General features: G+C 56.1%; 19 protein-coding genes, 5 tRNA genes and 1 pseudogene. 12 read left to right on the top strand and 13 right to left on the bottom strand.

Features of this window, described 5'->3' with window-relative positions; all coding sequences use genetic code 11:
• Window positions 1–84 precede the first annotated feature (84 nt).
• The 12 genes and pseudogenes from nrdH to leuA all read left to right on the top strand — a co-directional run bounded on the left by nrdH (window position 85) and on the right by leuA (window position 14,263).
• Window positions 85–324 carry a glutaredoxin-like protein NrdH gene (gene nrdH / locus KGP22_RS17330; RefSeq protein ID WP_111965893.1) on the top strand — a complete coding sequence of 80 codons (240 nt, stop codon included), beginning with the start codon at window positions 85–87 and terminating at the stop codon, window positions 322–324.
• Entirely contained in the window at window positions 321–731 is a 411-nt protein-coding gene (gene nrdI / locus KGP22_RS17335; protein ID WP_133295016.1) for a class Ib ribonucleoside-diphosphate reductase assembly flavoprotein NrdI, read from the top strand. Before nrdH ends, nrdI begins: the two co-directional genes overlap by 4 nt.
• A pseudogene (gene nrdE, locus KGP22_RS17340) lies at window positions 704–2,848 on the top strand (class 1b ribonucleoside-diphosphate reductase subunit alpha). Before nrdI ends, nrdE begins: the two are co-directional and overlap by 28 nt.
• A 9-nt stretch (window positions 2,849–2,857) precedes the next feature.
• Entirely contained in the window at window positions 2,858–3,817 is a 960-nt protein-coding gene (gene nrdF / locus KGP22_RS17345) for a class 1b ribonucleoside-diphosphate reductase subunit beta (RefSeq protein ID WP_223580350.1), read from the top strand.
• A gap of 330 nt (window positions 3,818–4,147) precedes the next feature.
• Complete coding sequence (gene proV, locus KGP22_RS17350) at window positions 4,148–5,350, top strand: glycine betaine/L-proline ABC transporter ATP-binding protein ProV (protein WP_024907685.1); 1,203 nt, start codon at window positions 4,148–4,150, stop codon at window positions 5,348–5,350.
• Window positions 5,343–6,407, top strand: a complete 1,065-nt coding sequence (proW, locus tag KGP22_RS17355) for a glycine betaine/L-proline ABC transporter permease ProW (RefSeq protein WP_223580353.1) — start codon at window positions 5,343–5,345, stop codon at window positions 6,405–6,407. Before proV ends, proW begins: the two co-directional genes overlap by 8 nt.
• A 9-nt stretch (window positions 6,408–6,416) precedes the next feature.
• Window positions 6,417–7,412, top strand: a complete 996-nt coding sequence (gene proX, locus KGP22_RS17360; protein ID WP_115876127.1) for a glycine betaine/L-proline ABC transporter substrate-binding protein ProX — start codon at window positions 6,417–6,419, stop codon at window positions 7,410–7,412.
• Between the two features lie 174 nt (window positions 7,413–7,586).
• A complete protein-coding gene (locus KGP22_RS17365; RefSeq protein WP_127732096.1) occupies window positions 7,587–8,771 on the top strand; it encodes an MFS transporter in 1,185 nt (394 codons plus the stop codon).
• Window positions 8,772–9,084: 313 nt separating this feature from the next.
• Window positions 9,085–9,615 carry a transcriptional repressor MprA gene (mprA, locus tag KGP22_RS17370; RefSeq protein ID WP_023333174.1) on the top strand — a complete coding sequence of 177 codons (531 nt, stop codon included), beginning with the start codon at window positions 9,085–9,087 and terminating at the stop codon, window positions 9,613–9,615.
• 126 nt (window positions 9,616–9,741) lie between these two features.
• Entirely contained in the window at window positions 9,742–10,914 is a 1,173-nt protein-coding gene (gene emrA, locus KGP22_RS17375; RefSeq protein ID WP_045909303.1) for a multidrug efflux MFS transporter periplasmic adaptor subunit EmrA, read from the top strand.
• Between the two features lie 16 nt (window positions 10,915–10,930).
• Window positions 10,931–12,478: a multidrug efflux MFS transporter permease subunit EmrB gene (gene emrB, locus KGP22_RS17380; RefSeq protein ID WP_115876129.1), complete on the top strand. Its 1,548-nt coding sequence runs from the start codon at window positions 10,931–10,933 to the stop codon at window positions 12,476–12,478.
• A 129-nt stretch (window positions 12,479–12,607) separates the two neighbouring features.
• Window positions 12,608–14,263, top strand: a complete 1,656-nt coding sequence (leuA, locus tag KGP22_RS17385) for a 2-isopropylmalate synthase (RefSeq protein WP_223580355.1) — start codon at window positions 12,608–12,610, stop codon at window positions 14,261–14,263.
• Here the strand turns inward: leuA and KGP22_RS17390 are convergent.
• The 13 genes from KGP22_RS17390 to recX all read right to left on the bottom strand — a co-directional run bounded on the left by KGP22_RS17390 (window position 14,250) and on the right by recX (window position 23,160).
• Window positions 14,250–15,014 (bottom strand): helix-turn-helix transcriptional regulator, encoded by a 765-nt coding sequence (locus tag KGP22_RS17390; RefSeq protein WP_223580357.1) that lies wholly within the window; start codon window positions 15,012–15,014, stop codon window positions 14,250–14,252. The genes leuA and KGP22_RS17390 overlap by 14 nt on opposite strands.
• 53 nt (window positions 15,015–15,067) lie before the next feature.
• Complete coding sequence (gene luxS / locus KGP22_RS17395) at window positions 15,068–15,583, bottom strand: S-ribosylhomocysteine lyase (RefSeq protein WP_008499539.1); 516 nt, start codon at window positions 15,581–15,583, stop codon at window positions 15,068–15,070.
• A 153-nt stretch (window positions 15,584–15,736) separates the two neighbouring features.
• Complete coding sequence (gene gshA, locus KGP22_RS17400) at window positions 15,737–17,281, bottom strand: glutamate--cysteine ligase (protein ID WP_223580359.1); 1,545 nt, start codon at window positions 17,279–17,281, stop codon at window positions 15,737–15,739.
• Between the two features lie 83 nt (window positions 17,282–17,364).
• Entirely contained in the window at window positions 17,365–17,793 is a 429-nt protein-coding gene (locus KGP22_RS17405; protein WP_008499541.1) for a YqaA family protein, read from the bottom strand.
• Window positions 17,790–18,356, bottom strand: coding sequence for a fructose-1-phosphate/6-phosphogluconate phosphatase (gene yqaB, locus KGP22_RS17410; protein ID WP_032648006.1), 567 nt, complete (start codon window positions 18,354–18,356; stop codon window positions 17,790–17,792). The genes KGP22_RS17405 and yqaB overlap by 4 nt, the downstream gene beginning before the upstream one ends.
• A gap of 117 nt (window positions 18,357–18,473) precedes the next feature.
• Window positions 18,474–18,550 (bottom strand) — tRNA-Arg (locus KGP22_RS17415).
• A 160-nt stretch (window positions 18,551–18,710) separates the two neighbouring features.
• Window positions 18,711–18,787 (bottom strand) — tRNA-Arg (locus KGP22_RS17420).
• Window positions 18,788–18,816: 29 nt separating this feature from the next.
• Window positions 18,817–18,893: transfer RNA gene (locus tag KGP22_RS17425), tRNA-Arg, on the bottom strand.
• A gap of 64 nt (window positions 18,894–18,957) precedes the next feature.
• Window positions 18,958–19,034, bottom strand: a tRNA-Arg gene (locus tag KGP22_RS17430).
• Between the two features lie 4 nt (window positions 19,035–19,038).
• A tRNA-Ser gene (locus KGP22_RS17435) sits at window positions 19,039–19,131 on the bottom strand.
• 342 nt (window positions 19,132–19,473) lie between these two features.
• Window positions 19,474–19,659 carry a carbon storage regulator CsrA gene (csrA, locus tag KGP22_RS17440; protein ID WP_000906486.1) on the bottom strand — a complete coding sequence of 62 codons (186 nt, stop codon included), beginning with the start codon at window positions 19,657–19,659 and terminating at the stop codon, window positions 19,474–19,476.
• 241 nt (window positions 19,660–19,900) lie between these two features.
• A complete protein-coding gene (gene alaS / locus KGP22_RS17445) occupies window positions 19,901–22,528 on the bottom strand; it encodes an alanine--tRNA ligase (protein WP_223580361.1) in 2,628 nt (875 codons plus the stop codon).
• A 131-nt stretch (window positions 22,529–22,659) separates the two neighbouring features.
• Window positions 22,660–23,160, bottom strand: a complete 501-nt coding sequence (gene recX, locus KGP22_RS17450; RefSeq protein WP_223580363.1) for a recombination regulator RecX — start codon at window positions 23,158–23,160, stop codon at window positions 22,660–22,662.
• Window positions 23,161–23,193: the final 33 nt, after the last annotated feature.

The raw sequence follows: 23,193 nt of genomic DNA on the forward strand, positions 1-23,193 counted from the left end.
CATCTAGTATTCCTTTTAGCAAGACACACACAACCTGACGCGATGATTCGCGCCGTTCTCTCATTTTAAATGGAAATACGAATCATGAGCATTATTATTTACACTCGTAACGATTGTGTTCAGTGCCACGCGACCAAACGGGCGATGGAAAGCCGCGGCGTGGCGTTTGAGATGGTGAATATTGACCAGCAGCCCGAGGCCGCAGACACCCTTCGCGCGCAGGGTTTCCGTCAGCTTCCGGTGGTAGTAGCCGGGGAGACCAGCTGGTCAGGCTTTCGCCCGGACATGATCAACCGCCTCGCCTCGCAGGCCGCACGGGCATGAGCAGACTGGTGTTCTTCTCCAGCAGCTCGGAAAACACGCTCCGTTTTATTGAGCGCGTCGGGCTGCCTGCGGTGCGCATTCCGCTCAACGAGCGGGAGCGGATCCGTGTAGAGGAACCGTACATTCTGGTGGTGCCCAGCTATGGCGGAGGCGGTACGGCGGGCGCGGTACCTCGCCAGGTGATCCGCTTTCTGAACGATCCTCATAATCGCGGGCTAATCCGCGGCGTGATCGCGGCGGGGAATCGCAATTTCGGCGATGCCTTTTGCCGCGCCGGGGATGTCATCTCTCAAAAATGCGGCGTGCCGTATCTCTATCGCTTTGAGCTGATGGGGACGCAGCAGGACGTCGAAAACGTGCGTAAAGGAGTGAACGAATTTTGGCAACGACAACCGCAGAACGGGTGATCCAGGCGACGCCGGATTACCACGCATTAAACGCGATGCTTAACCTCTATGACCGGGAGGGACGCATTCAGTTTGATAAAGACCGTGAGGCGGTGGACGCCTTTTTTGCCGCCCACGTGCGGCCCAACAGCGTGACCTTTGCCACCCAGGATGAACGTCTTGACCATCTGGTTAACGAGGGTTACTACGACGCGCGCGTACTCACCCGCTACGACCGTGCCTTTGTGGTGAAGCTGTTTGAACGCGCCCACGCCAGCGGTTTTCGTTTCCAGACTTTCCTCGGCGCATGGAAGTACTACACCAGCTATACGCTGAAGACTTTCGACGGCAAACGCTACTTAGAGAGCTTTGAAGATCGCGTGGTGATGGTCGCACTGACCCTGGCGCAGGGCGATGAAGCGCTGGCGCAACAGCTCACCGACGAGATCCTCTCCGGCCGCTTCCAGCCCGCCACGCCGACCTTCCTCAACTGCGGTAAAGCCCAGCGCGGCGAGCTGGTTTCCTGCTTCCTGCTGCGTATCGAAGATAACATGGAGTCGATTGGCCGCGCGGTGAACTCGGCGCTGCAGCTTTCCAAACGCGGCGGTGGCGTGGCGTTTCTGCTTTCTAACCTGCGTGAAGCGGGCGCGCCGATCAAGCGCATCGAAAACCAGTCTTCCGGCGTGATCCCGGTGATGAAGATGCTGGAGGATGCGTTCTCTTATGCTAACCAGCTTGGCGCGCGCCAGGGTGCGGGAGCGGTTTACCTGCACGCGCATCATCCGGACATTCTGCGTTTTCTCGATACCAAACGCGAAAACGCCGACGAAAAAATCCGCATCAAAACCCTGTCGCTGGGCGTGGTGATCCCGGATATCACCTTTAAACTGGCCAAAGAGAATGCCGGGATGGCGCTCTTCTCGCCGTATGACGTTGAGCGTATTTACGGCAAAGCGTTTGGTGACGTGGCGATAAGCGAGCTGTATGACGAGCTGGTAGCCGACAAGCGCATTCGCAAAAAATATATCAACGCCCGCGATTTCTTCCAGACGCTTGCGGAGATCCAGTTTGAGTCCGGCTATCCGTACATCATGTATGAAGATACGGTGAACCGCGCGAACCCGATTGCCGGGCGCATCAACATGAGCAACCTGTGCTCGGAGATTTTGCAGGTCAACAGCGCATCGGCCTACGACGAAAACCTCGACTACGCGGACATCGGCAAGGATATCTCCTGCAACCTCGGGTCGCTGAATATTGCCCACACCATGGACTCCCCCGACTTTGGCCGCACGGTGGAGACCGCCATTCGCGGGCTAACGGCGGTGTCGGACATGAGCCATATCCGCAGCGTGCCGTCTATTGAAGCGGGTAACGCCGCGTCGCACGCCATCGGGCTGGGGCAAATGAACCTGCACGGCTATCTGGCGCGGGAGGGCATCGCCTATGGCAGTCCGGAAGGGCTGGACTTCACCAACCTCTATTTCTACACCATTACCTGGCACGCGCTGCACACTTCGATGATGCTGGCGCGCGAGCGCAACCAGCGGTTCGCGGGCTTTGAGCAGTCCCGCTACGCCAGCGGGGAATACTTCAGCCAGTATCTGGAAGGCGACTGGTAGCCGAAAACCGAAAAAGTGCGCGAACTGTTTGCCCGCGCGGGGATTACTCTGCCGACGCGCGAGATGTGGCACCAGCTGCGTGACGACGTGATTCGCTACGGCATTTATAACCAGAACCTGCAGGCGGTGCCGCCAACCGGTTCGATCTCCTATATCAATCACGCCACGTCGAGCATCCACCCGATCGTGTCGAAAATCGAGATTCGCAAAGAAGGCAAAACCGGGCGCGTTTACTACCCTGCCCCGTTTATGACCAATGAGAACCTGGCGCTCTATCAGGACGCGTATGAGATCGGCCCGGAAAAAATCATCGACACCTACGCCGAGGCGACGAAACACGTGGATCAGGGGCTCTCGCTGACGCTGTTCTTCCCGGATACCGCCACCACGAGGGATATCAACAGGGCGCAGATCTACGCCTGGAAGAAAGGCATCAAAACGCTGTACTACATTCGCCTGCGCCAGCTTGCGCTGGAAGGCACCGAAATCGAAGGCTGCGTGTCCTGCGCGCTGTAAGGAGAAAGGATGAAACTGTCACGAGTACATGCCGTTAACTGGAACAAAATCCAGGACGACAAAGACCTGGAGGTGTGGAACCGCCTGACCAGCAACTTCTGGCTGCCGGAAAAGGTCCCGCTCTCCAACGATATTCCGGCCTGGCAAACGCTCGGCCACGCCGAGCAGCAGCTGACGATCCGCGTCTTTACCGGCCTGACGTTGCTGGACACCATTCAGAATACCGTTGGCGCACCTGCTCTGATGAGCGACGCGCTGACGCCGCACGAAGAGGCGGTGATGTCGAACATCAGCTTTATGGAGGCGGTGCACGCCCGCTCTTACAGCTCGATTTTCTCCACGCTGTGCCAGACCAAAGACGTGGACGCAGCCTATGCCTGGAGCGAGGAGAGTGAGTCATTACAGAGAAAGGCGGAGCTGGTACTGACGTATTATCGGGCCGAGGAGCCGCTGAAAAAGAAAATCGCCAGCGTATTCCTGGAATCGTTCCTCTTCTATTCCGGCTTCTGGCTGCCCATGTACTGGTCGAGCCGGGGCAAGCTCACCAACACCGCCGATTTGATTCGCCTTATCATTCGTGATGAAGCGGTACATGGGTATTATATCGGCTATAAGTATCAGAAAGGGCTGGAGAAAATCAGCGAGGCAAAGCGCGATGAGCTTAAAGGCTTTGCGCTCGATTTGCTGATGGATCTGTACGACAACGAGTTGAGCTATACCGAGGAACTCTACGCCGGCACCGGCTGGGAGGAAGACGTGAAGGCCTTCCTCTGCTACAACGCCAACAAGGCGCTGATGAACCTGGGCTACGAGGCGCTTTTCCCACCGGAGATGGCGGAAGTGAACCCGGCCATTCTGGCTGCGCTGTCGCCCAACGCCGACGAAAACCACGATTTCTTCTCGGGATCGGGCTCATCGTATGTGATGGGCAAAGCGGTGGAAACCGAAGATGAAGACTGGGATTTTTAATGAACGTTAACGTTCGTTAATTTAATATAAACCCAACAATTTCCTCTCTAATATTTACAAAGCAACTACACTGTCATTTCCACGCCATATTCGCCTGAATCGTCCGATTCAGGCGAAATTCCCCGACTCCAGAGCAAAAAATTGAGAAAAATTCAAATCACGCTCGGCCCTTTATTCATGGGAAATTCAGCCGTTTCGCTTCCCTGAAAATTCATGCCATAAGCAAACCCAGGGTTGTCTCAGATTCTCAGTATGTTAGGGTTATGCCCGTTAACAATTTACCATGGTAATCATATCGGCATAAACAAATAACGGGACACTCTCTATTGTATGGCAATTAAATTAGAAGTGAAAAATCTTTATAAAGTATTTGGCGAGCACCCGCAGCGCGCATTCAAATATATTGAGAAAGGCCTCACAAAAGAGCAAATTCTGGAAAAAACCGGGCTATCGCTTGGCGTTAAAGACGCCAGTCTGGCCATTGAAGAAGGCGAGATTTTTGTCATCATGGGATTATCCGGTTCGGGTAAATCCACTATGGTTCGCCTTCTCAATCGCCTGATTGAACCCACCCGCGGACAGGTGCTGATTGACGGCGTGGATATCGCCAGAATATCAGACGCCGAGCTTCGCGAGGTGCGCAGAAAGAAGATCGCAATGGTGTTTCAGTCATTCGCACTAATGCCGCACATGACGGTACTGGATAATACCGCCTTCGGCATGGAATTAGCCGGCACGCCGGCTCAGGAACGTCAGGAAAAAGCTCTGGATGCACTGCGTCAGGTTGGGCTGGAAAATTATGCGCATGCGTACCCGGATGAACTTTCCGGCGGTATGCGTCAGCGCGTGGGATTAGCCCGCGCATTAGCCATTAATCCAGACATATTATTAATGGACGAAGCCTTCTCCGCCCTCGATCCGTTAATTCGTACCGAGATGCAGGACGAGCTGGTAAAATTACAGGCTAAACATCAGCGAACCATTGTGTTTATTTCCCACGATCTGGATGAAGCCATGCGTATTGGCGACCGTATTGCCATTATGCAAAACGGTGAAGTGGTGCAGGTCGGCACGCCGGATGAAATTCTCAATAATCCGGCGAATGATTATGTACGCACCTTCTTCCGCGGCGTGGATATTAGCCAGGTCTTTAGCGCCAAAGATATTGCCCGTCGAACGCCAAACGGCATTATTCGTAAAACCCCAGGTTTCGGCCCACGCTCGGCGCTTAAGCTGCTGCAGGACGAAGACCGTGAATACGGTTATCTGGTTGAACGCGGCAATAAATTTGTCGGCGTTGTCTCCATCGACTCCCTGAAAACCGCGCTTGGCGAAAACAGGGGCATCGATGCGGCGTTAATTGACGCTCCGCTTGCCGTGGACGCCGAAACGCCGCTCAGCGAGTTGCTTTCTCACGTGGGACAGGCACCGTGTGCCGTGCCGGTCGTGGGTGAAGAACAACAGTACGTCGGCATCATCTCAAAACGCATGCTGCTGCAGGCTTTAGATCGCGAGGGGGCAAACAATGGCTGACCAATCAAACCCGTGGGGCACCGCTGATGCAGCGGACAGCGCTACTCAATCCGCCGATGCGTGGGGTTCCACGCCAGCTCCTGCCGATGGCGGCGGCGCGGCAGACTGGCTCAATAGCGCACCCGCGCCTGCGCCAGAGCACTTCAACATCATGGATCCGTTCCATAAAACGCTGATCCCGCTGGACAGCTGGGTCACGGAGGGGATCGACTGGGTGGTGACGCACTTCCGCCCGGTTTTCCAGGGGATCCGCATTCCGGTGGATTACATCCTGAACGGCTTCCAGCAGCTGATGCTGGGCATGCCGGCGCCGGTGGCGATTATTCTGTTCTCTCTGATTGCCTGGCAGTTTGGCAGCGCCGGGATGGGGATCGCCACGCTGATTTCGCTGATTGCCATCGGCGCGATTGGGGCCTGGTCGCAGGCGATGATCACCCTGGCGCTGGTGCTGACTGCCCTGCTCTTCTGCATCGTCATCGGCCTGCCGATGGGGATCTGGCTGGCGCGCAGCCCGCGGGCGGCGAAGATTATTCGCCCGCTGCTGGATGCGATGCAGACCACCCCGGCATTCGTCTATCTGGTGCCGATTGTGATGCTGTTCGGCATCGGCAACGTGCCGGGCGTGGTGGTCACCATTATCTTCGCCCTGCCGCCGATTATTCGTCTGACCATTCTCGGGATCAACCAGGTGCCTGCGGACCTGATCGAAGCGTCACGCTCGTTCGGCGCCAGCCCGCGCCAGATGCTGTTTAAGGTTCAGCTCCCGCTGGCCATGCCAACCATCATGGCGGGCGTTAACCAGACGCTGATGCTGGCCCTTTCGATGGTGGTGATTGCCTCGATGATTGCCGTTGGCGGTCTGGGTCAGATGGTGCTGCGCGGCATTGGCCGTCTCGACATGGGGCTGGCTACCGTTGGCGGCGTCGGGATTGTGATCCTCGCCATTATTCTTGACCGCCTGACCCAGGCCGTCGGTCGCGATTCACGCAGTCGCGGCAACCGTCGCTGGTATTCCACCGGCCCTGTCGGGTTACTCACCCGCCCATTTATAAAATAAGGAACAACGATGCGACATAACGTACTTTTTGCCACAGCGTTTGCCACCCTTGTCTCCACCAGCACGTTTGCGGCAGACCTGCCGGGCAAAGGCATTACCGTGCAGCCGGTACAGAGCACCATTTCGGAAGAGAGCTTCCAGACCCTGATCGTCAGCCGCGCGCTGGAAAAATTGGGCTACACGGTTAACACGCCAAGCGAAGTGGATTACAACGTGGGCTACACCTCGATTGCCTCCGGTGACGCCACCTTTACCGCCGTCAACTGGCAGCCGCTGCACGACGACATGTATGCCGCCGCCGGTGGCGACAAGAAATTCTATCGCGAGGGTACCTTCGTGACGGGCGCGGCGCAGGGTTATCTGATCGACAAGAAAACCGCCGATAAGTACCACATCACCAATATTGAACAGCTGAAAGATCCGAAGATCGCCAAACTGTTTGACACCAACGGTGACGGCAAGGCCGACATGATGGGCTGCTCGCCTGGCTGGGGCTGTGAAGCGGTGATTAACCACCAGAACCAAGCTTTCGATCTGGCGAAAACGGTCGACGTGAGCCACGGCAACTATTCAGCGATGATGGCCGACACCATTGCCCGCTTCAAAGAGGGTAAACCGGTGATCTACTACACCTGGACGCCGTACTGGGTGAGCGATGTGCTGAAGCCGGGTAAAGACGTGGTGTGGCTGCAGGTGCCGTTCTCTTCCCTGCCGGGCGAGCAGAAAGATATCGACACCAAACTGCCGAACGGCATGAACTACGGCTTCCCGGTGAACACCATGCATATCGTGGCGAACAAAGCCTGGGCGGAGAAAAACCCGGCGGCGGCGAAGCTGTTTTCGGTAATGAAGCTGCCGCTGGCTGACATCAACGCCCAGAACGCGATGATGCACGCGGGCAAATCGTCTGAAGCGGATGTCAAAGGCCACGTCGACGGCTGGATCAAAGCCCACCAGCAGCAGTTTGACGGCTGGGTGAAAGAGGCGCTTGAGGCGCAGAAGTAAAACATTTTTCCTCACCCTAACCCTCTCCCAAAGGGAGAGGGCCGGGGTGAGGGGATCAAACCGCACCCAACCTAAACCGCACAATCCATCACCCAACAATCCCCCAACTTTCACAATCATTAGCTATTATGGTTTCCGGAAAAATAATCACTCAACTAACGATTCCTGAAACTAATGACAAAAACAACTCAAGGGCTTAGCCCCGCACTCATCCTTTTAATGTCCGTGGCAACGGGTCTGGCCGTCGCCAGCAACTATTACGCGCAGCCTCTTCTCGACACCATCGCCCGCGCGTTCAATCTCTCCGCCAGCTCCGCAGGCTTTATCGTCACCGCAGCACAGCTAGGCTATGCCGCCGGGCTGCTGTTTCTGGTGCCGCTGGGCGATATGTTTGAACGCCGAATGCTGATCGTCTCCATGACCCTGCTGGCCGCCGGTGGGATGCTGATCACCGCCAGCAGCCAGTCGCTGACGATGATGATCGTCGGAACCGCGCTAACGGGACTGTTCTCCGTGGTGGCGCAAATTCTGGTCCCGCTCGCCGCGACTCTCGCCTCTCCGGAAAAACGCGGCAAGGTGGTGGGTACCATCATGAGCGGCCTGCTGCTGGGGATTTTGCTGGCTCGTACCGTTGCAGGGCTGCTGGCAAGCCTCGGCGGCTGGCGCACCGTATATTGGGTGGCGAGCGTGCTGATGGTCGTTATGGCGCTGGCGCTGTGGCGCGGGCTGCCAAAAGTGAAGCAGGAAAACCACCTGAACTACCCGCAGCTGCTGGCCTCCGTTTTCAGCCTGTTCACCCAGGATAAGCTTCTGCGCACTCGCGCCCTGCTGGGCTGCTTCACCTTCGCTAACTTCAGCATTCTGTGGACGTCGATGGCGTTTCTGCTGGCCGCACCGCCGTTCAATTATTCCGAAGGGGTGATTGGCCTGTTCGGCCTGGCCGGCGCCGCAGGCGCGCTGGGCGCGCGTCCCGCAGGCGGGCTGGCCGACAAGGGCAAATCCCACCTGACCACCTCCGCAGGACTGATTTTACTTCTGCTCTCCTGGGCGGCGATCTGGTACGGACACATCTCGGTGCTGGCGCTGATCGTCGGTATCCTGGTACTCGATCTCACCGTACAGGGCGTTCACATTACCAATCAGACCGTTATCTATCGCGTGAAGCCAGAGGCGCGTAACCGCCTGACGGCCGGCTACATGACCAGCTACTTTATCGGCGGCGCTGCGGGTTCGCTAATTTCAGCGTCGGCGTGGCAGCATGCGGGCTGGTCGGGGGTGTGTGCGATTGGGGCCATCGTCGCTACCCTCAACCTGCTAGTATGGTGGCGCGGTTACCACCGTCAGGATGCAATTAACTAACATTTACATTGAGTTGGCCTCTTAGGGTGTTAAGAGGCCCTTCACTCTGTTAATGTAAACGTAATCATTTATCCCAGAAATTTTAATGTGGGTGACATATTTACAATTGGCATGAATAGTTCAGACCCCCGTCCTCACATCCTTTCCTCAGCGGGTTCATACCCTACGCTTTCTGTGCTCACCGGGTCACGGACTTACCCGGCGCTTTCTGATGGTGACATAAGTTTGGCGGATATAACCGCACAAATAATTCATTTACATTATTTGTCACTGTCGTTACTATATCGGCTGTAATTAATGAGGTTATGCCCAAATGGATAGTTCGTTTACGCCCATTGAACAAATGCTTAAATTCCGCGCCAGTCGCCATGAGGACTTTCCGTACCAGGAAATCCTGCTGACTCGCCTGTGCATGCACATGCAGGGTAAGCTGCTGGAAAACCGTAATAAAATGCTGAAAGCTCAAGGGATTAACGAGACATTGTTTATGGCGTTGATCACGCTGGAGTCTCAGGAAAATCACAGCATTCAGCCTTCCGAACTGAGCTGCGCGCTGGGCTCCTCCCGTACCAATGCGACCCGTATTGCCGATGAACTCGAAAAGCGTGGCTGGATTGAGCGCCGCGAAAGCGACAACGATCGCCGCTGCCTGCATCTGCAACTGACCGATAAAGGTCACCAGTTCCTGCGCGAGGTGCTGCCACCGCAGCACAATTGCCTGCACAAACTCTGGTCTGTCCTCAGCACCGCCGAGCGCGACCAGCTTGAGCACATCACTCGCAAGCTGCTCACCCGTCTGGACCAGATGGATGAAGACGGCGCCGTTCTTGAGGCGCTGCGCTAACGCGACGACACGCTCACCATTCCTGATTCATAAGAAAACCGACAGGCCAGCACGTCACACTGCTGGCCTTTCTGACAACAGGTCGGCTCAGCCGATGTGAAAATAAGAAGATCGTGGAGAACAACAATGAGCGCAAATGCGGAGAGCACTACCCCGCAGCAACCGGCCAACAAGAAAGGCAAACGTAAGAGCGCCCTTCTTCTGTTGACCTTGCTCTTTATCATTATTGCCGTGGCATATGGGATCTATTGGTTTTTAGTACTGCGTCATGCTGAAGAGACTGACGACGCGTACGTGGCAGGGAACCAGGTACAAATTATGGCGCAGGTGTCGGGCAGCGTGACGAAAGTCTGGGCTGACAATACCGACTTTGTGCAAAAAGGCGATGTGTTGGTGACCCTCGATCCAACCGACGCCCAGCAGGCGTTTGAAAAAGCACAGACCGCGCTCGCCTCGAGCGTCCGTCAGACCCGACAGCTGATGATCAACAGCAAACAGCTGCAGGCCAACATCGACGTGCAGAAAACCGCACTCGCACAGGCGCAGAGCGACCTGAACCGCCGCGTACCGCTCGGGACGGCTAACCTGATTGGCCGTGAAGAGCTGCAGCACGCCCGCGATGCCGTTGCCAGCGCTCAGGCACAGCTGGATGTGGCCATTCAACAGTACAACGCCAACCAGGCGATGGTGCTGGGCACCAGCCTGGAAAACCAGCCCGCCGTTCAGCAGGCGGCGACCGAAGTGCGTAACGCGTGGCTTGCCCTGCAGCGTACCAAAATCGTCAGCCCGATGACCGGCTATGTCTCCCGTCGTTCCGTCCAGCCAGGGGCACAGATTAGCCCGACCACGCCGCTGATGGCGGTCGTACCGGCAGACAATCTTTGGGTCGACGCCAACTTTAAAGAGACGCAGCTTGCCCATATGCGTATCGGCCAGACCGCGACGGTTGTCAGCGACATTTACGGCGATGACGTGAAGTACACCGGCAAAGTGGTGGGTCTGGATATGGGGACCGGCAGCGCCTTCTCCCTGCTGCCTGCGCAGAACGCCACCGGTAACTGGATCAAAGTGGTTCAGCGTCTGCCCGTGCGTATCGAACTTGATGCCAAACAGCTGGCGGATCACCCGCTGCGTATCGGCCTCTCTACGCTGGTGACCGTTGACACTGCCAACCGCGACGGTCAGATCCTGGCAAGCCAGGTGCGCAGCAGCCCGGCTTATGAAAGTAACGCCCGTGAAATTAGCCTCGATCCGGTCAACAAGCTGATCGATGACATCGTGAAGGCAAACGCCGGTTAATCCGAAGGTGAGCGTTATGCAACAGCAAAAGCCTCAAAAACCGCTGGAAGGGGCGCAGCTGGTCATTATGACCATCGCGCTGTCGCTGGCTACATTCATGCAGGTGCTGGACTCCACCATCGCAAACGTGGCGATCCCGACCATTGCCGGTAACCTTGGCTCGTCGCTGAGCCAGGGGACCTGGGTCATTACCTCGTTTGGGGTGGCAAACGCCATCTCCATTCCGATTACCGGCTGGCTGGCAAAGCGCGTCGGTGAGGTGAAGCTGTTCCTCTGGTCCACGGTGGCGTTTGTACTGGCCTCGTGGGCGTGCGGCATGTCCAGCAGCCTGACGATGCTGATTTTCTTCCGCGTCATTCAGGGGATTGTCGCCGGGCCGCTGATCCCGCTTTCTCAGAGTTTGCTGCTGAGCAACTACCCTCCCGCAAAACGTTCCGTCGCGCTGGCGCTCTGGTCGATGACCGTTATCGTCGCGCCCATCTGCGGACCGATTCTGGGCGGGTACATCAGCGATAACTACCACTGGGGCTGGATCTTCTTCATCAACGTACCGATTGGCGCCGTCGTGGTATTAATGACGCTGCAGTCGCTGCGGGGACGTGAGACCCGCACCGAACAGCGGCGAATCGACAGCATCGGGCTGGCGCTGCTGATCCTGGGTATCGGCAGTCTGCAGATCATGCTCGACCGCGGTAAAGAGCTCGACTGGTTCAACTCGCAGGAAATTATCATCCTGACCATTGTCGCGGTGGTGTCGATAAGCTTCCTGATCGTCTGGGAGCTGACGGACGACAACCCGATAGTCGATCTCTCGCTGTTTAAGTCGCGAAACTTTACCATTGGCTGTCTGTGTATCAGCCTCGCCTATATGCTTTACTTCGGCGCGATTGTTCTGCTGCCGCAGCTATTGCAGGAGGTGTATGGCTATACCGCAACCTGGGCGGGTCTGGCCTCAGCGCCGGTCGGGGTGATCCCGGTCCTGCTGTCACCGATAATTGGCCGCTTCGCCCATAAGCTCGACATGCGCCGTCTGGTGACGTTCAGCTTCATCATGTATGCGGTGTGCTTCTACTGGCGTGCGTATACCTTTGAGCCGGGAATGGACTTTGGCGCCTCTGCGTGGCCGCAGTTCATTCAGGGCTTCGCGGTCGCGTGCTTCTTTATGCCGCTGACTACCATCACGCTCTCTGGCTTACCGCCCGAGCGTCTGGCGGCCGCGTCGAGCCTGTCGAACTTCACCCGTACGCTAGCGGGCTCCATCGGTACGTCGATCACCACCACCCTGTGGACGAACCGTGAATCTATGCACCACGCCCAGCTGACCGAAGCGGTGAACCCGTACAACCCGAATGCTCAGCAGATGTATAGCCAGCTTCAGGGGATGGGAATGACGGAGCAGCAGGCGTCCGGCTGGATTGCCCAGCAGATAACCAACCAGGGGCTAATTATCTCGGCCAACGAGATTTTCTGGATATCGGCAGGGATCTTTATCATCCTGCTGGGGCTGGTGTGGTTTGCCAGACCGCCGTTTGGTGCCGGCGGCGGCGGCGGCGGCGCGCATTAATCCTCTGCGCTGGTAGCCGCCAACGGGCAACCGCCCCGGTTGTCCAGAACGCGACAGCGATTGTCAGTTTCGATAAAGCAGCGCTCCTGTAATCAATTCACGATAGTGAAAAGACAACAGGAGCGCATCATGCTGAACACACCCGCCGACAAGTACCAACCCTATCCGACCCTTTCCCTGCCCGACCGCCGCTGGCCGGAGCAACGCATCACCCGCGCGCCGCGCTGGCTTTCCACCGACCTCCGCGACGGCAACCAGGCCCTTGCCGAGCCGATGGACAGCACCCGTAAGCTGCAGTTCTGGGATTTGCTGCTGGGCTGCGGATTCAAAGAAATTGAGGTGGCTTTTCCTTCCGCCTCGCAGACGGATTTCAACTTCGTTCGCCAGCTGATTGAAGAGAACCGCATCCCGGATGACGTGACGATTCAGGTATTAACCCAGGCGCGGGAAGATCTCATCCATCGCACTTTTGAATCCCTGCGCGGTGCAAAGCAGGCCACCGTGCATCTGTATAACGCCACCGCTCCGCTGTTCCGCCGCCTGGTCTTCGGCATGGAGAAAGCGCAAATCGTTGAGCTGGCGACGCGCGCGACGCGGCTTATTCGCCAGCTGTGTGAGGAAAATCCCGACACCCGCTGGCAGTATGAATACTCTCCGGAAACCTTCTGCTTTACCGAGCCGGAGTTTGCGCTGGAGATTTGTGAAGCGGTGGCGGAGATCTGGCAGCCGTGCGACGAACGGCCTATGGTGATCAACTTACCCGCCACCGTCGAAGTGAGCACGCCGAACGTCTATGCCGACCAGATCGAGTATTTCTGTCGCCACTTTAGCCGCCGCCGCGACGTCTGCATCAGCGTGCATCCGCATAACGACCGCGGTACCGGCGTCGCCTGCGCGGAGCTGGCCGTAATGGCGGGGGCTGACCGCGTAGAGGGCTGTCTGTTTGGTAACGGGGAACGTACGGGCAACGTCTGCCTGGTAACGCTGGCGATGAACCTCTACAGCCAGGGGGTTAGCCCGAATCTGGACTTTAGCGATATGAATCGGGTGGTGGAAGTGGTGGAAACCTGCAATCAGCTGCCGGTGCACCCGCGCCATCCGTGGGCAGGACGGCTGGCCTATACCGCCTTCTCCGGCTCGCATCAGGACGCGATTAAAAAAGGCTTTGATGCCCGCAAGCAAGGCGATCGCTGGGAGATGCCTTACCTGCCTGTCGATCCCCAGGATATCGGCTGCACCTACGAAGCGGTGATCCGCGTAAACAGCCAGTCAGGAAAAAGCGGCAGCGCATGGCTCATCGAACAGAATCATGGCCTGAAATTACCTCGCGCCCTGCAGCATGATTTCAGCCAGCACGTGCAGCAGGAAACCGATCGCCACGGACAAGAGATGACGCATAATGCACTTTGGCAGCTGTTCCGCGCCCGCTACGGCCTGGTAGCATCGCCGAATTATGCGCTGCAATCCTACCGCAGCGACAGCCAGCAGGACGGCCAGCTGCGTCTGACGGCCAGCGTCGCCACACAGGGAGGAACGCGCCAGCTGGAGGGTCACGGTAACGGTCTGCTCTCCGCCGCTGCTCACGGCCTGAGCCGCTGGGTCAACGCCCCGTTCGTGATTAAGGATTATCACGAGCATACGTTAGGCGAACGTAGCGACAGCCGGTCGGTGGCCTACATCCGCTGCCTGTTCCAGGACGGCAGCAGCCGCTGGGGCGTAGGCATTGACAGCGACGTGGCGCGCGCGTCGCTTCAGGCGCTGTTTAATGCCGTCAATCGTTCTTAAAGTAATCGCTGGGGGAGACGCCCATCACCCGGCGAAACATCGCCGTAAAGGCGCTGTGGCTGCCGTAACCTAGATCCAGCGCCACGCGCAATACCGGCTGGCCCTGCGCCAGCCGCACTAAGGCTTCCAGCAGGCGCGCCCTTCTCAGCCACTCGCCGTAGCTCAATCCCGTCTGCTGCTGAAAATGGCGGTTCAGGGTGCGCTCACTCACGTTCATCATGCTCGCGGCCTGCGCGCTGCTCCAGCTTTCCCCCGGGTTTTGCCGGATTTGCAGACACAGGCGACGTAGCGCCTCGCTTTCCGGCTCCGGCAGGTGAAACGGCAGCACCGGCATAGTGCGGATTTCATCGAGAATCAGCTCATAGACGCGCTCATCCCGGCTTCCGGGTGAGTACGATTCAGGTAAAGCAAGGCAGACGAGGATCAGTTCGCGCAGCAGCGATGTGATCTGCACGATCTGGCAGGTGGCCGGAAGATCGGCCCGCGCCAGCGGATCGACAAACAGCGTTCGCGCCGCCACGTTACCGGTTATGCGGAGCGAGTGGCGGGTCCCCGCCGGCAGCCAGACGCCGCGACCGGGAGGCACAACCCAACAGCCAGATGCGGTATCCACCCGAACCACGCCGCTAAGGGTATGCAACAGCTGCGCGCAGTCGTGCTCATGCCACGGCTCGCTGTCACCATGAATGTAATCATGTGCAAACGGAACGAGGGGACGATGGATAAAGGAAAAAGTCGAAGTTGTGGTCATGGGTTAAACAACCCTCACCCTACCCTCTCCCTGAGGGAGAGGGAAAAGGTGCACTAGATGTGCAGTTCCTGCAGCTTTTCTTTTGGCAGGGCCAGCTCTTCGTTACTGTTCACGCGAACATCACGCTCGATGATGTGGCGCGCGATTTCCTGCGCTTCTTCCAGAGAGTGCATCTGGTAAGTACCGCACTGGTAAACGTTCAGCTCAGGGATCTGGTTTTGCTCTTTCACCTTCAGCACGTCTTCCATCGCCGCTTTCCAGGCATCTGCCACACGTTTCTCTTCAGGCTGACCAATCAGGCTCATGTAGAAACCGGTACGGCAGCCCATCGGAGAGATATCGATGATCTCAACGCCGTTGCCGTTCAGGTGGTCACGCATAAAACCGGCGAATAAGTGCTCCAGAGTGTGAATACCTTTCTCCGGCATCACTTCTTTATTTGGCACGCAGAAACGCAGATCGAAAACGGTGATCGTGTCGCCGTGCGGGGTGTGCATGGTCTTCGCCACGCGGACTGCAGGTGCTTCCATACGGGTATGGTCGACAGTAAAGCTATCTAATAACGGCATACGTCACCTCCGACAGTGATTTTTTTTAAAATAAACTGAACTCTTCTACAGAATGCGCGTCTGAGTATATGAAAGACGCGCATTTGTTATCATCATCCCTGAATTCAGAGATGTATATTTTGGCCACAGCGATGTGGCCTTTTTCTTTTCTGCTTAAGCCTGCTTCGCCAGAAACGCCTCAAACGACTCGGTATCCGCCGCTTCAACCTCTTTCTGACGCACCACGGACGCTTCGCGTTCCGCGACAAAATCTGATTCGCTCAGGATTTCTAACGGCTCCTGTATCAGCATTTCACGGTACTCCGCCGAAAGTGAGCGACCCGTACCACCAATGCCCTGATCAATCATAGAACGCAGAATACGCGCTGAAAATGTCAGTTCCGGGTTATCAAAGCACGCTACCAGCTGGTCGCAAATCTGTTGATATGCGTCGCCACCGTCGATGCTGTCCATTGTGCGTGCAACACGCTTCAGATCGCGGAACAGATCTTTGCCGACTTTCGTCAGCGGGAACTGTGCCGTTTCGCAGCCGATACCCAGCGTCAGACCCGGCTTACGCCCTTCCAGAATCACGCGGTTCCAGTTTGTTCGGGTACAGAGCAGTTCGTCTGAACTCATTTCCGGCGCATCCGCCAGCACGCACCAGACCATAAACAGATCCAGGAAGCGAATCTGCTGTTCATCAACGCCAATCGGTGAGAACGGGTTGATATCCAGCGAGCGCACTTCAATGTATTCGATCCCACCGCGCTGCAGCGCATCCGACGGGGTTTCGCCGCTGCGCGTTACGCGCTTAGGACGAATAGGCGCATACAGCTCGTTCTCAATCTGCAGCACATTGCTGTTGATTTGCAGACGCTTGCCGTCTTTTTCGAGGCCGATTTTCTCGTACTCTTCCGACGGGGTTTTGATCGCCCGCTTCAATCCTGCCACATATTCGTGCAATTCGTTAAACGTAATACCGAGATTGCTTTGCGATTTATTGGTATAACCGAGATCGCTCAGCCGCAGAGAGGTGGCGTACGGAAGATAGTACATTCCGCACTCGGTCTTCTCGAACGGCAGCGTGGTCGGTTTCCCCTGCAGGAACGAAGAACAGATCGCCGGGGAGGCACCAAACAGATACGGGATCACCCAGCCGAAACGGTAATAGTTGCGGATGAGGCGGAAATAGCCCTCCGAGATCGCGTCTTTATCCGTTTCACCGCATTTCGCCTGCCAGAATGCCATTGGCAGCGAGAAGTTGTAATGCACACCCGAGATCGTCTGCATCAACGCGCCGTAGCGGTTTTTCAGCCCTTCACGATAGAGCGTTTTCAGCCGGCCGATATTTGACGTGCCGTACTGCGCCAGCTCAATCTCCTGGCCCTGCTCGATATAGCACGGCATGCTGAGGGGCCACATACGTTCGTCGCCCAGGTTGCGCGCGGTATAACGATGGATATCGCGCATGATCGTCAGCATATGATCAATATCACCCTCTACTGGGGTGATGAACTCCAGCAGCGCTTCAGCGAAATCGGTTGTGATCCATTTATGTGTCAGCGCCGAGCCTAACGCCTTCGGGTGACCCGTCGTCGCTAAACTGCCGTCTGCGTTAACGCGCAGCGTTTCACGCTCAAGACCACGCTGAATACCCTTCAATGCCTGAGGGTGGTTTTCCAGCCAGGCCAGCGCCTGAGATACGTCCGGGATCAAATTGACCTCCCGCCTGTCAAAGTAATGTTACTCAGCATAATTGTAATGGTTGACGATTGAAGGTCGCGTATTCATTCCACCAATTAGTGCCACCACGTCATACCCTGTAGTGTTGCCCACGCCACGAGAACATAGCGCAACGCCTTGCCAAGGCACAAAAAAAAGAGCACCGGTCCCCAGGAGATGCGCATCCATCCCGCCAGCAGACACAGTAAATCGCCTATTACAGGCATCCAGCTTAATAACAGCGTGGCAGCGCCATAGCGTTTTAGCCAGCCGACTGCCTTTTCCTGCCAGCGCGATTTTTCACGCAGCGGAAAGAAACGCCCAAGAATAACGTTAGTCAGCCCTCCAAGGCTATTACCCATTGTTGCTATTAATACAAGCAGCCAGGGCTGACTCACGCCGGACAACAGCATCGCCACCAGCACCACTTCCGAATTTCCCGGTAACAGCGTGGCGCTTAAAAAACTGCTGGCGAATAATGAGGCAAGTGACAGCGCGTCACTCACAGTAAGCGTACATCCACCGCATCCATTCCGGCATCACGCGCGGCCTGGATGCCGAAATCGGCATCTTCAAACACGACGCATTTTGCCGCCGGGACGCCCATTAATTCTGCGCAAAGCAGGAAGGTGTCCGGTGCGGGCTTGTGATGTTTAACATGATCGGCGGCGACCACGGCAGAAAAATAGTGGCGCAGGCCAAGATGATTGAGCAAAGCTTCTGCAATCGCACTTTCGCTGCCTGTTCCTACCGACATCGGGCGACGCCCGTGCCACTCTTTTACCACATCAATCAGCGGCAGAGGGCGTACGGTATCTAAAAGCATGGCTTTTACTGCATCGGTTTTTTCGCGCGCGAGCAGGTGCGGGTCGAGATCGGCCTGATTCAGTTCAATCACGGCCTGTGCAATACGCCAGGTGGGAGATCCGTTGAGGGCAATCATCGCCTGAAGATCGAAACGCATACCGTAGCGGCCCAGGACGTCTGTCCAGGCTTGACGATGCGTGGGTTCGGTATCCAGGAGAGTGCCATCCATATCGAAGATCAAACCGTCATACTGTGCGTACATCGTGCTCTCGCTAAACGATTAACAAAGCATTACTTTATCGTAAATGGTGGTTTTTGTCGCTGACTGAGAGTGTGATTGCTGACGGAACGTCGAAGGAATAAACAAAGAAGGAGAAGATGGTGCATCCGGGAGGATTCGAACCTCCGACCGCTCGGTTCGTAGCCGAGTACTCTATCCAGCTGAGCTACGGATGCATCGGGAAATGCTTTCAGAAACAGTAAATGGTGCATCCGGGAGGATTACTCGGCTGCGCCTCGCCCTTTGGGCCGTTGCTAAAGCAACGTTATCCTCCCTGGTGCTTGCGATTAACCCGCAGAACTTGAAACAACAGCGTGGCTATTATCTCGGAGAATATGGTGCATCCGGGAGGATTCGAACCTCCGACCGCTCGGTTCGTAGCCGAGTACTCTATCCAGCTGAGCTACGGATGCATCAGGGTACTGCTTTCAGAAATAGTAAATGGTGCATCCGGGAGGATTCGAACCTCCGACCGCTCGGTTCGTAGCCGAGTACTCTATCCAGCTGAGCTACGGATGCATCGGGATTTACTACTGTACTGCTCGATATTCATATCACTTCTAAAGCAATATGAAGTAATAGATGGTGCATCCGGGAGGATTCGAACCTCCGACCGCTCGGTTCGTAGCCGAGTACTCTATCCAGCTGAGCTACGGATGCAAAATGGCGGTGAGGCGGGGATTCGAACCCCGGATGCAGCTTTTGACCGCATACTCCCTTAGCAGGGGAGCGCCTTCAGCCTCTCGGCCACCTCACCACACAACGCCTCTTTCGAGTGCTTCGAGCAACTCGTTAAGAGCTTCTCGTCGCTGCGTGGCGCATATATTACTTTCTGGGACTTATAAGTCAAACAATTTTCCAAAAGCTTTTATCGTTTGCACAAATCACACGCAATTCGCATGTAAAAGCCGCAAAGAGGGTGTTTTATAAGCGGATTTTGCAGGCTTCTTCACAGAAAACCTATGCAGAAAAGGCGGAGATAGGACGAGTTAAGGGTTATGGAGCGGTTAAAAAGAGAGCGATTGAAATTAAACGGTAACTTTGAGCAGGAAAAATGACAGGAGGGTTGCGTCTCGCCCGACAGCGAGACGCGACAATATCAGTAACTGGACTGCTGGGATTTTTCAGCCTGGATACGCTGGTAGATCTCTTCACGGTGGACAGATACTTCTTTAGGAGCGTTAACACCAATACGTACCTGGTTACCCTTTACCCCTAAAACTGTCACGGTGACCTCATCCCCAATCATGAGGGTCTCACCAACTCGACGAGTCAGAATCAGCATTCTTTGCTCCTTGAAAGATTAAAAGAGTCGGGTCTCTTGTATCCCGGCATTATCCATCATATAACGCCAAAAAGTAAGCGATGACAAACACGTAAAGTGTAAGCAGTCACGGCATCACATTCTGTTAAACGTAAGTTTAGCCGATATACACAAACTCAACCTGACTTTATCGTTATCGATAGCACAGTGAACAAGACGCCATAACGTTACCGCTATGGCGTCTGCTTGTGCTTTGTAGTTATTACAGTTTCGCGCTTACCCAGCTTTCAACGCTGGCCAATGCTGCAGGGAGTGCCGCCGCATCCGTACCACCGGCTTGCGCCATGTCCGGACGACCGCCACCCTTGCCGCCCACCTGCTGAGCGACCATACCAATCAGTTCCCCTGCTTTTACGCGGTCGGTCACATCCTTAGATACGCCCGCAATCAGAGAAACCTTACCTTCTGCCACTGTCGCCAGCACGATAACGGTAGAACCAAGCTGGTTCTTGAGATCGTCGACCATAGTACGCAGCATCTTAGGCTCAACGCCCGCCAGATCGCTGACCAGCAGTTTGACGCCCTTAATGTCTACAGCCTTGCTGGAGAGGTTTGCACTCTCCTGCGCCGCAGCCTGCTCTTTCAGCTGCTGCAGCTCTTTTTCCAGCTGACGCGTGCGATCCAGCGCAACGCGCACTTTCTCGCCCAGGTTCTGGCTATCGCCTTTCAGCAGCTGCGCGATATCGTGCAGCTGATCGCTCTGCGCATGCAGGCTGGCAATCGCACCTTCACCGGTCACCGCTTCAATACGACGCACACCTGCCGCCGTACCCGACTCGGAAACAATACGGAACAGGCCGATGTCACCGGTGCGCGAGGCGTGTGTACCACCGCACAGCTCGGTAGAGAAGTCGCCCATGCTCAGCACGCGAACACGTTCGTCGTATTTCTCACCAAACAGCGCCATCGCACCTTTTTTCTTCGCGTCCTCAAGATCCATGATATGAGTCTCGATTGGCAGGTTACGACGGATCTGCGCGTTTACCAGATCTTCCACCGCACGGATTTCAGATGGCTTCATCGCTTCAAAATGCGAGAAGTCGAAGCGCAGCACTTTGTCGTTAACCAGAGAACCTTTCTGTGCAACGTGGGTACCGAGCACATCGCGCAGGGCCGCGTGCATCAGGTGGGTTGCCGAGTGGTTCAGACGAATGCGCGCGCGGCGAGCTTCATCAACGTTAGCCTGGACGCCCTCGCCCACTTTCAGAGAACCGGAAACCAGCTTGCCCTGGTGACCAATCGCCTGACCGTATTTCTGGGTGTCGCTGACGCTGAAGCTGAAACCGTTGCCTTTCAGTTCGCCCTTATCGCCAACCTGACCGCCGGATTCGGCGTAGAATGGCGTTTTGTCCAGAATGACAACAGCATCCTGGCCCGCGCTGATGCTGTCCACGGCTTTGCCGTCAACAAACAGGGCGGTCACTTTGCCGGTCAGTTCCAGCGCCTCATAACCTTTGAATTCAGACGCGCTATCAACGCGGATCATCGCGTTGTAGTCTGCACCGAAACCGCTGGACTCACGCGCACGACGGCGCTGCTCTTCCATCGCGGCTTCGAAGCCCGCTTCGTCAACTTTGATGTTGCGCTCGCGGCAAACGTCCGCTGTCAGGTCAACCGGGAAGCCGTAGGTGTCGTACAGGCGGAAAGCGGTTTCGCCATCCAGCGTGTCGCCCTTGAGCTTCGCCAGCTCTTCGTCCAGCAGCGCCAGACCGCGCTCCAGAGTACGGGCAAACTGCTCTTCTTCGGTTTTCAGAACCTGCTCAACCTGCGCCTGCTGGCGTTTCAGCTCGTCACCGGCAGAACCCATCACGCCGATCAGTGGCCCAACGAGTTTGTAGAAGAAGGTGTCCTTCGCGCCCAGCATGTTGCCGTGACGAATAGCACGACGAATGATACGACGCAGCACGTAGCCACGGTTTTCATTCGACGGGATAACGCCGTCTGCAATCAGGAACGCGCAGGAACGAATGTGGTCCGCGATAACGCGCAGCGATTTGTTGTTCAGATCGGTCGCGCCGGTGACTTCGGCAACGGCTTTGATCAGGGTGCTGAACAGGTCAATCTCATAGTTGGAGTTAACGTGCTGCAGAACCGCGGCAATACGCTCCAGGCCCATACCGGTATCAACGGAAGGCTTCGGCAGCGGCTCCATCGTACCGTCGGCCTGACGGTTGAACTGCATGAAGACGATGTTCCAGATCTCAATGTAGCGATCGCCGTCTTCTTCCGGGCTTCCCGGAGGGCCGCCCCAGATGTGGTCGCCGTGATCGTAGAAGATCTCGGTGCACGGACCGCAAGGACCGGTGTCACCCATCTGCCAGAAGTTGTCGGACGCGTAAGGCGCACCTTTGTTATCGCCGATGCGAATAATACGCTCGCGCGGGATCCCGACTTCTTTTTCCCAGATTTCGTAGGCTTCGTCATCGGTTTCATAGACGGTAACCCACAGACGCTCTTTCGGCAGGTTGAACCAGTTTTCACCGGTCAGCAGTTCCCACGCATACTGAATGGCATCGTGTTTGAAGTAGTCGCCGAAGCTGAAGTTACCCAGCATTTCGAAGAAGGTGTGGTGACGCGCGGTGTAACCGACGTTTTCCAGGTCGTTGTGTTTACCGCCCGCACGCACGCAACGCTGTGAGGTTGTGGCGCGGGAATAATTACGCTTGTCGAGACCAAGGAACACATCCTTGAACTGGTTCATCCCGGCGTTGGTAAACAGCAGAGTCGGATCGTTGTTCGGTACCAGGGAGCTGCTGGCAACAACCTGGTGTCCCTTACTATGGAAAAAATCGAGAAACGCCTGACGGATCTCAGCGGTGCTCTTGCTCATAATTATCCTGAAATCAAGCTAACGAAATGTCGTAGCCAGCCTGTATCGGTAAACCGTTGGACAGACCAGCTACTGGAAAAAGTGGGAATAAGATAAGTTTTCTTTAGTGGGAAGTAAAATCCCGCATGCGTTCAATCGGCAAAATTACGCCAGATATCCTGAATATCTTCCATCAGAAAGCCGCGGTAGAGCAAAAAGCGCTGGATTTTAACTTTTTCTGAAAATTCACGCGGCAGCGGCTCGCCGTACTTGCGAATCGCCTGTTCTCTTGCCTGTTCGCACCAGTCAATATCGCATTCGCGCATCGCTTTTTCGATGGACTCCCGGGCTACCCCTTTCTGGTTTAGCTCCTGCCGGATACGCGCGGGCCCGTATCCTTTACGGCCACGGCTGGCGAGAAACCGCGAGGCAAAACGCTCGTCATCAAGATAGCGATGCTCATAGCACCAGGCGATTACGCGGTCATAATCTTCCGCGGTGGCATCAATCTCTTCCGGGCCGTTTTTACTCATCACCGGCGCCGACAGTTTTCGCCGCAGCTCTTGTTCACTGTGGTCACGGACAGCCAGGATGCGCACCGCGCGATCCAGTAGGCGTGCATACGCGGGTCGACGTGTTGTCGGTTCACTCATAAAAAACCTGCTGGTTCAGAAATGCAAAAAGGG

The organism is Enterobacter sp. JBIWA005, from assembly GCF_019968805.1.
In the GTDB taxonomy this organism is placed as follows: Bacteria; Pseudomonadota; Gammaproteobacteria; order Enterobacterales; family Enterobacteriaceae; genus Enterobacter; species Enterobacter vonholyi.

Excerpts from the sequence above, each read along its gene's own strand:
- nrdH (WP_111965893.1), top strand. The coding sequence starts at position 85 with ATGAGCATTATTATTTACACTCGTAACGATTGTGTTCAGTGCCACGCG.
- nrdI (WP_133295016.1), top strand. The coding sequence starts at position 321 with ATGAGCAGACTGGTGTTCTTCTCCAGCAGCTCGGAAAACACGCTCCGT.
- nrdF (WP_223580350.1), top strand. The coding sequence starts at position 2,858 with ATGAAACTGTCACGAGTACATGCCGTTAACTGGAACAAAATCCAGGAC.
- proV (WP_024907685.1), top strand. The coding sequence starts at position 4,148 with ATGGCAATTAAATTAGAAGTGAAAAATCTTTATAAAGTATTTGGCGAG.
- proW (WP_223580353.1), top strand. The coding sequence starts at position 5,343 with ATGGCTGACCAATCAAACCCGTGGGGCACCGCTGATGCAGCGGACAGC.
- proX (WP_115876127.1), top strand. The coding sequence starts at position 6,417 with ATGCGACATAACGTACTTTTTGCCACAGCGTTTGCCACCCTTGTCTCC.
- KGP22_RS17365 (WP_127732096.1), top strand. The coding sequence starts at position 7,587 with ATGACAAAAACAACTCAAGGGCTTAGCCCCGCACTCATCCTTTTAATG.
- mprA (WP_023333174.1), top strand. The coding sequence starts at position 9,085 with ATGGATAGTTCGTTTACGCCCATTGAACAAATGCTTAAATTCCGCGCC.
- emrA (WP_045909303.1), top strand. The coding sequence starts at position 9,742 with ATGAGCGCAAATGCGGAGAGCACTACCCCGCAGCAACCGGCCAACAAG.
- emrB (WP_115876129.1), top strand. The coding sequence starts at position 10,931 with ATGCAACAGCAAAAGCCTCAAAAACCGCTGGAAGGGGCGCAGCTGGTC.
- leuA (WP_223580355.1), top strand. The coding sequence starts at position 12,608 with ATGCTGAACACACCCGCCGACAAGTACCAACCCTATCCGACCCTTTCC.
- KGP22_RS17390 (WP_223580357.1), bottom strand. The coding sequence starts at position 15,014 with ATGACCACAACTTCGACTTTTTCCTTTATCCATCGTCCCCTCGTTCCG.
- luxS (WP_008499539.1), bottom strand. The coding sequence starts at position 15,583 with ATGCCGTTATTAGATAGCTTTACTGTCGACCATACCCGTATGGAAGCA.
- yqaB (WP_032648006.1), bottom strand. The coding sequence starts at position 18,356 with ATGTACGCACAGTATGACGGTTTGATCTTCGATATGGATGGCACTCTC.
- csrA (WP_000906486.1), bottom strand. The coding sequence starts at position 19,659 with ATGCTGATTCTGACTCGTCGAGTTGGTGAGACCCTCATGATTGGGGAT.
- alaS (WP_223580361.1), bottom strand. The coding sequence starts at position 22,528 with ATGAGCAAGAGCACCGCTGAGATCCGTCAGGCGTTTCTCGATTTTTTC.
- recX (WP_223580363.1), bottom strand. The coding sequence starts at position 23,160 with ATGAGTGAACCGACAACACGTCGACCCGCGTATGCACGCCTACTGGAT.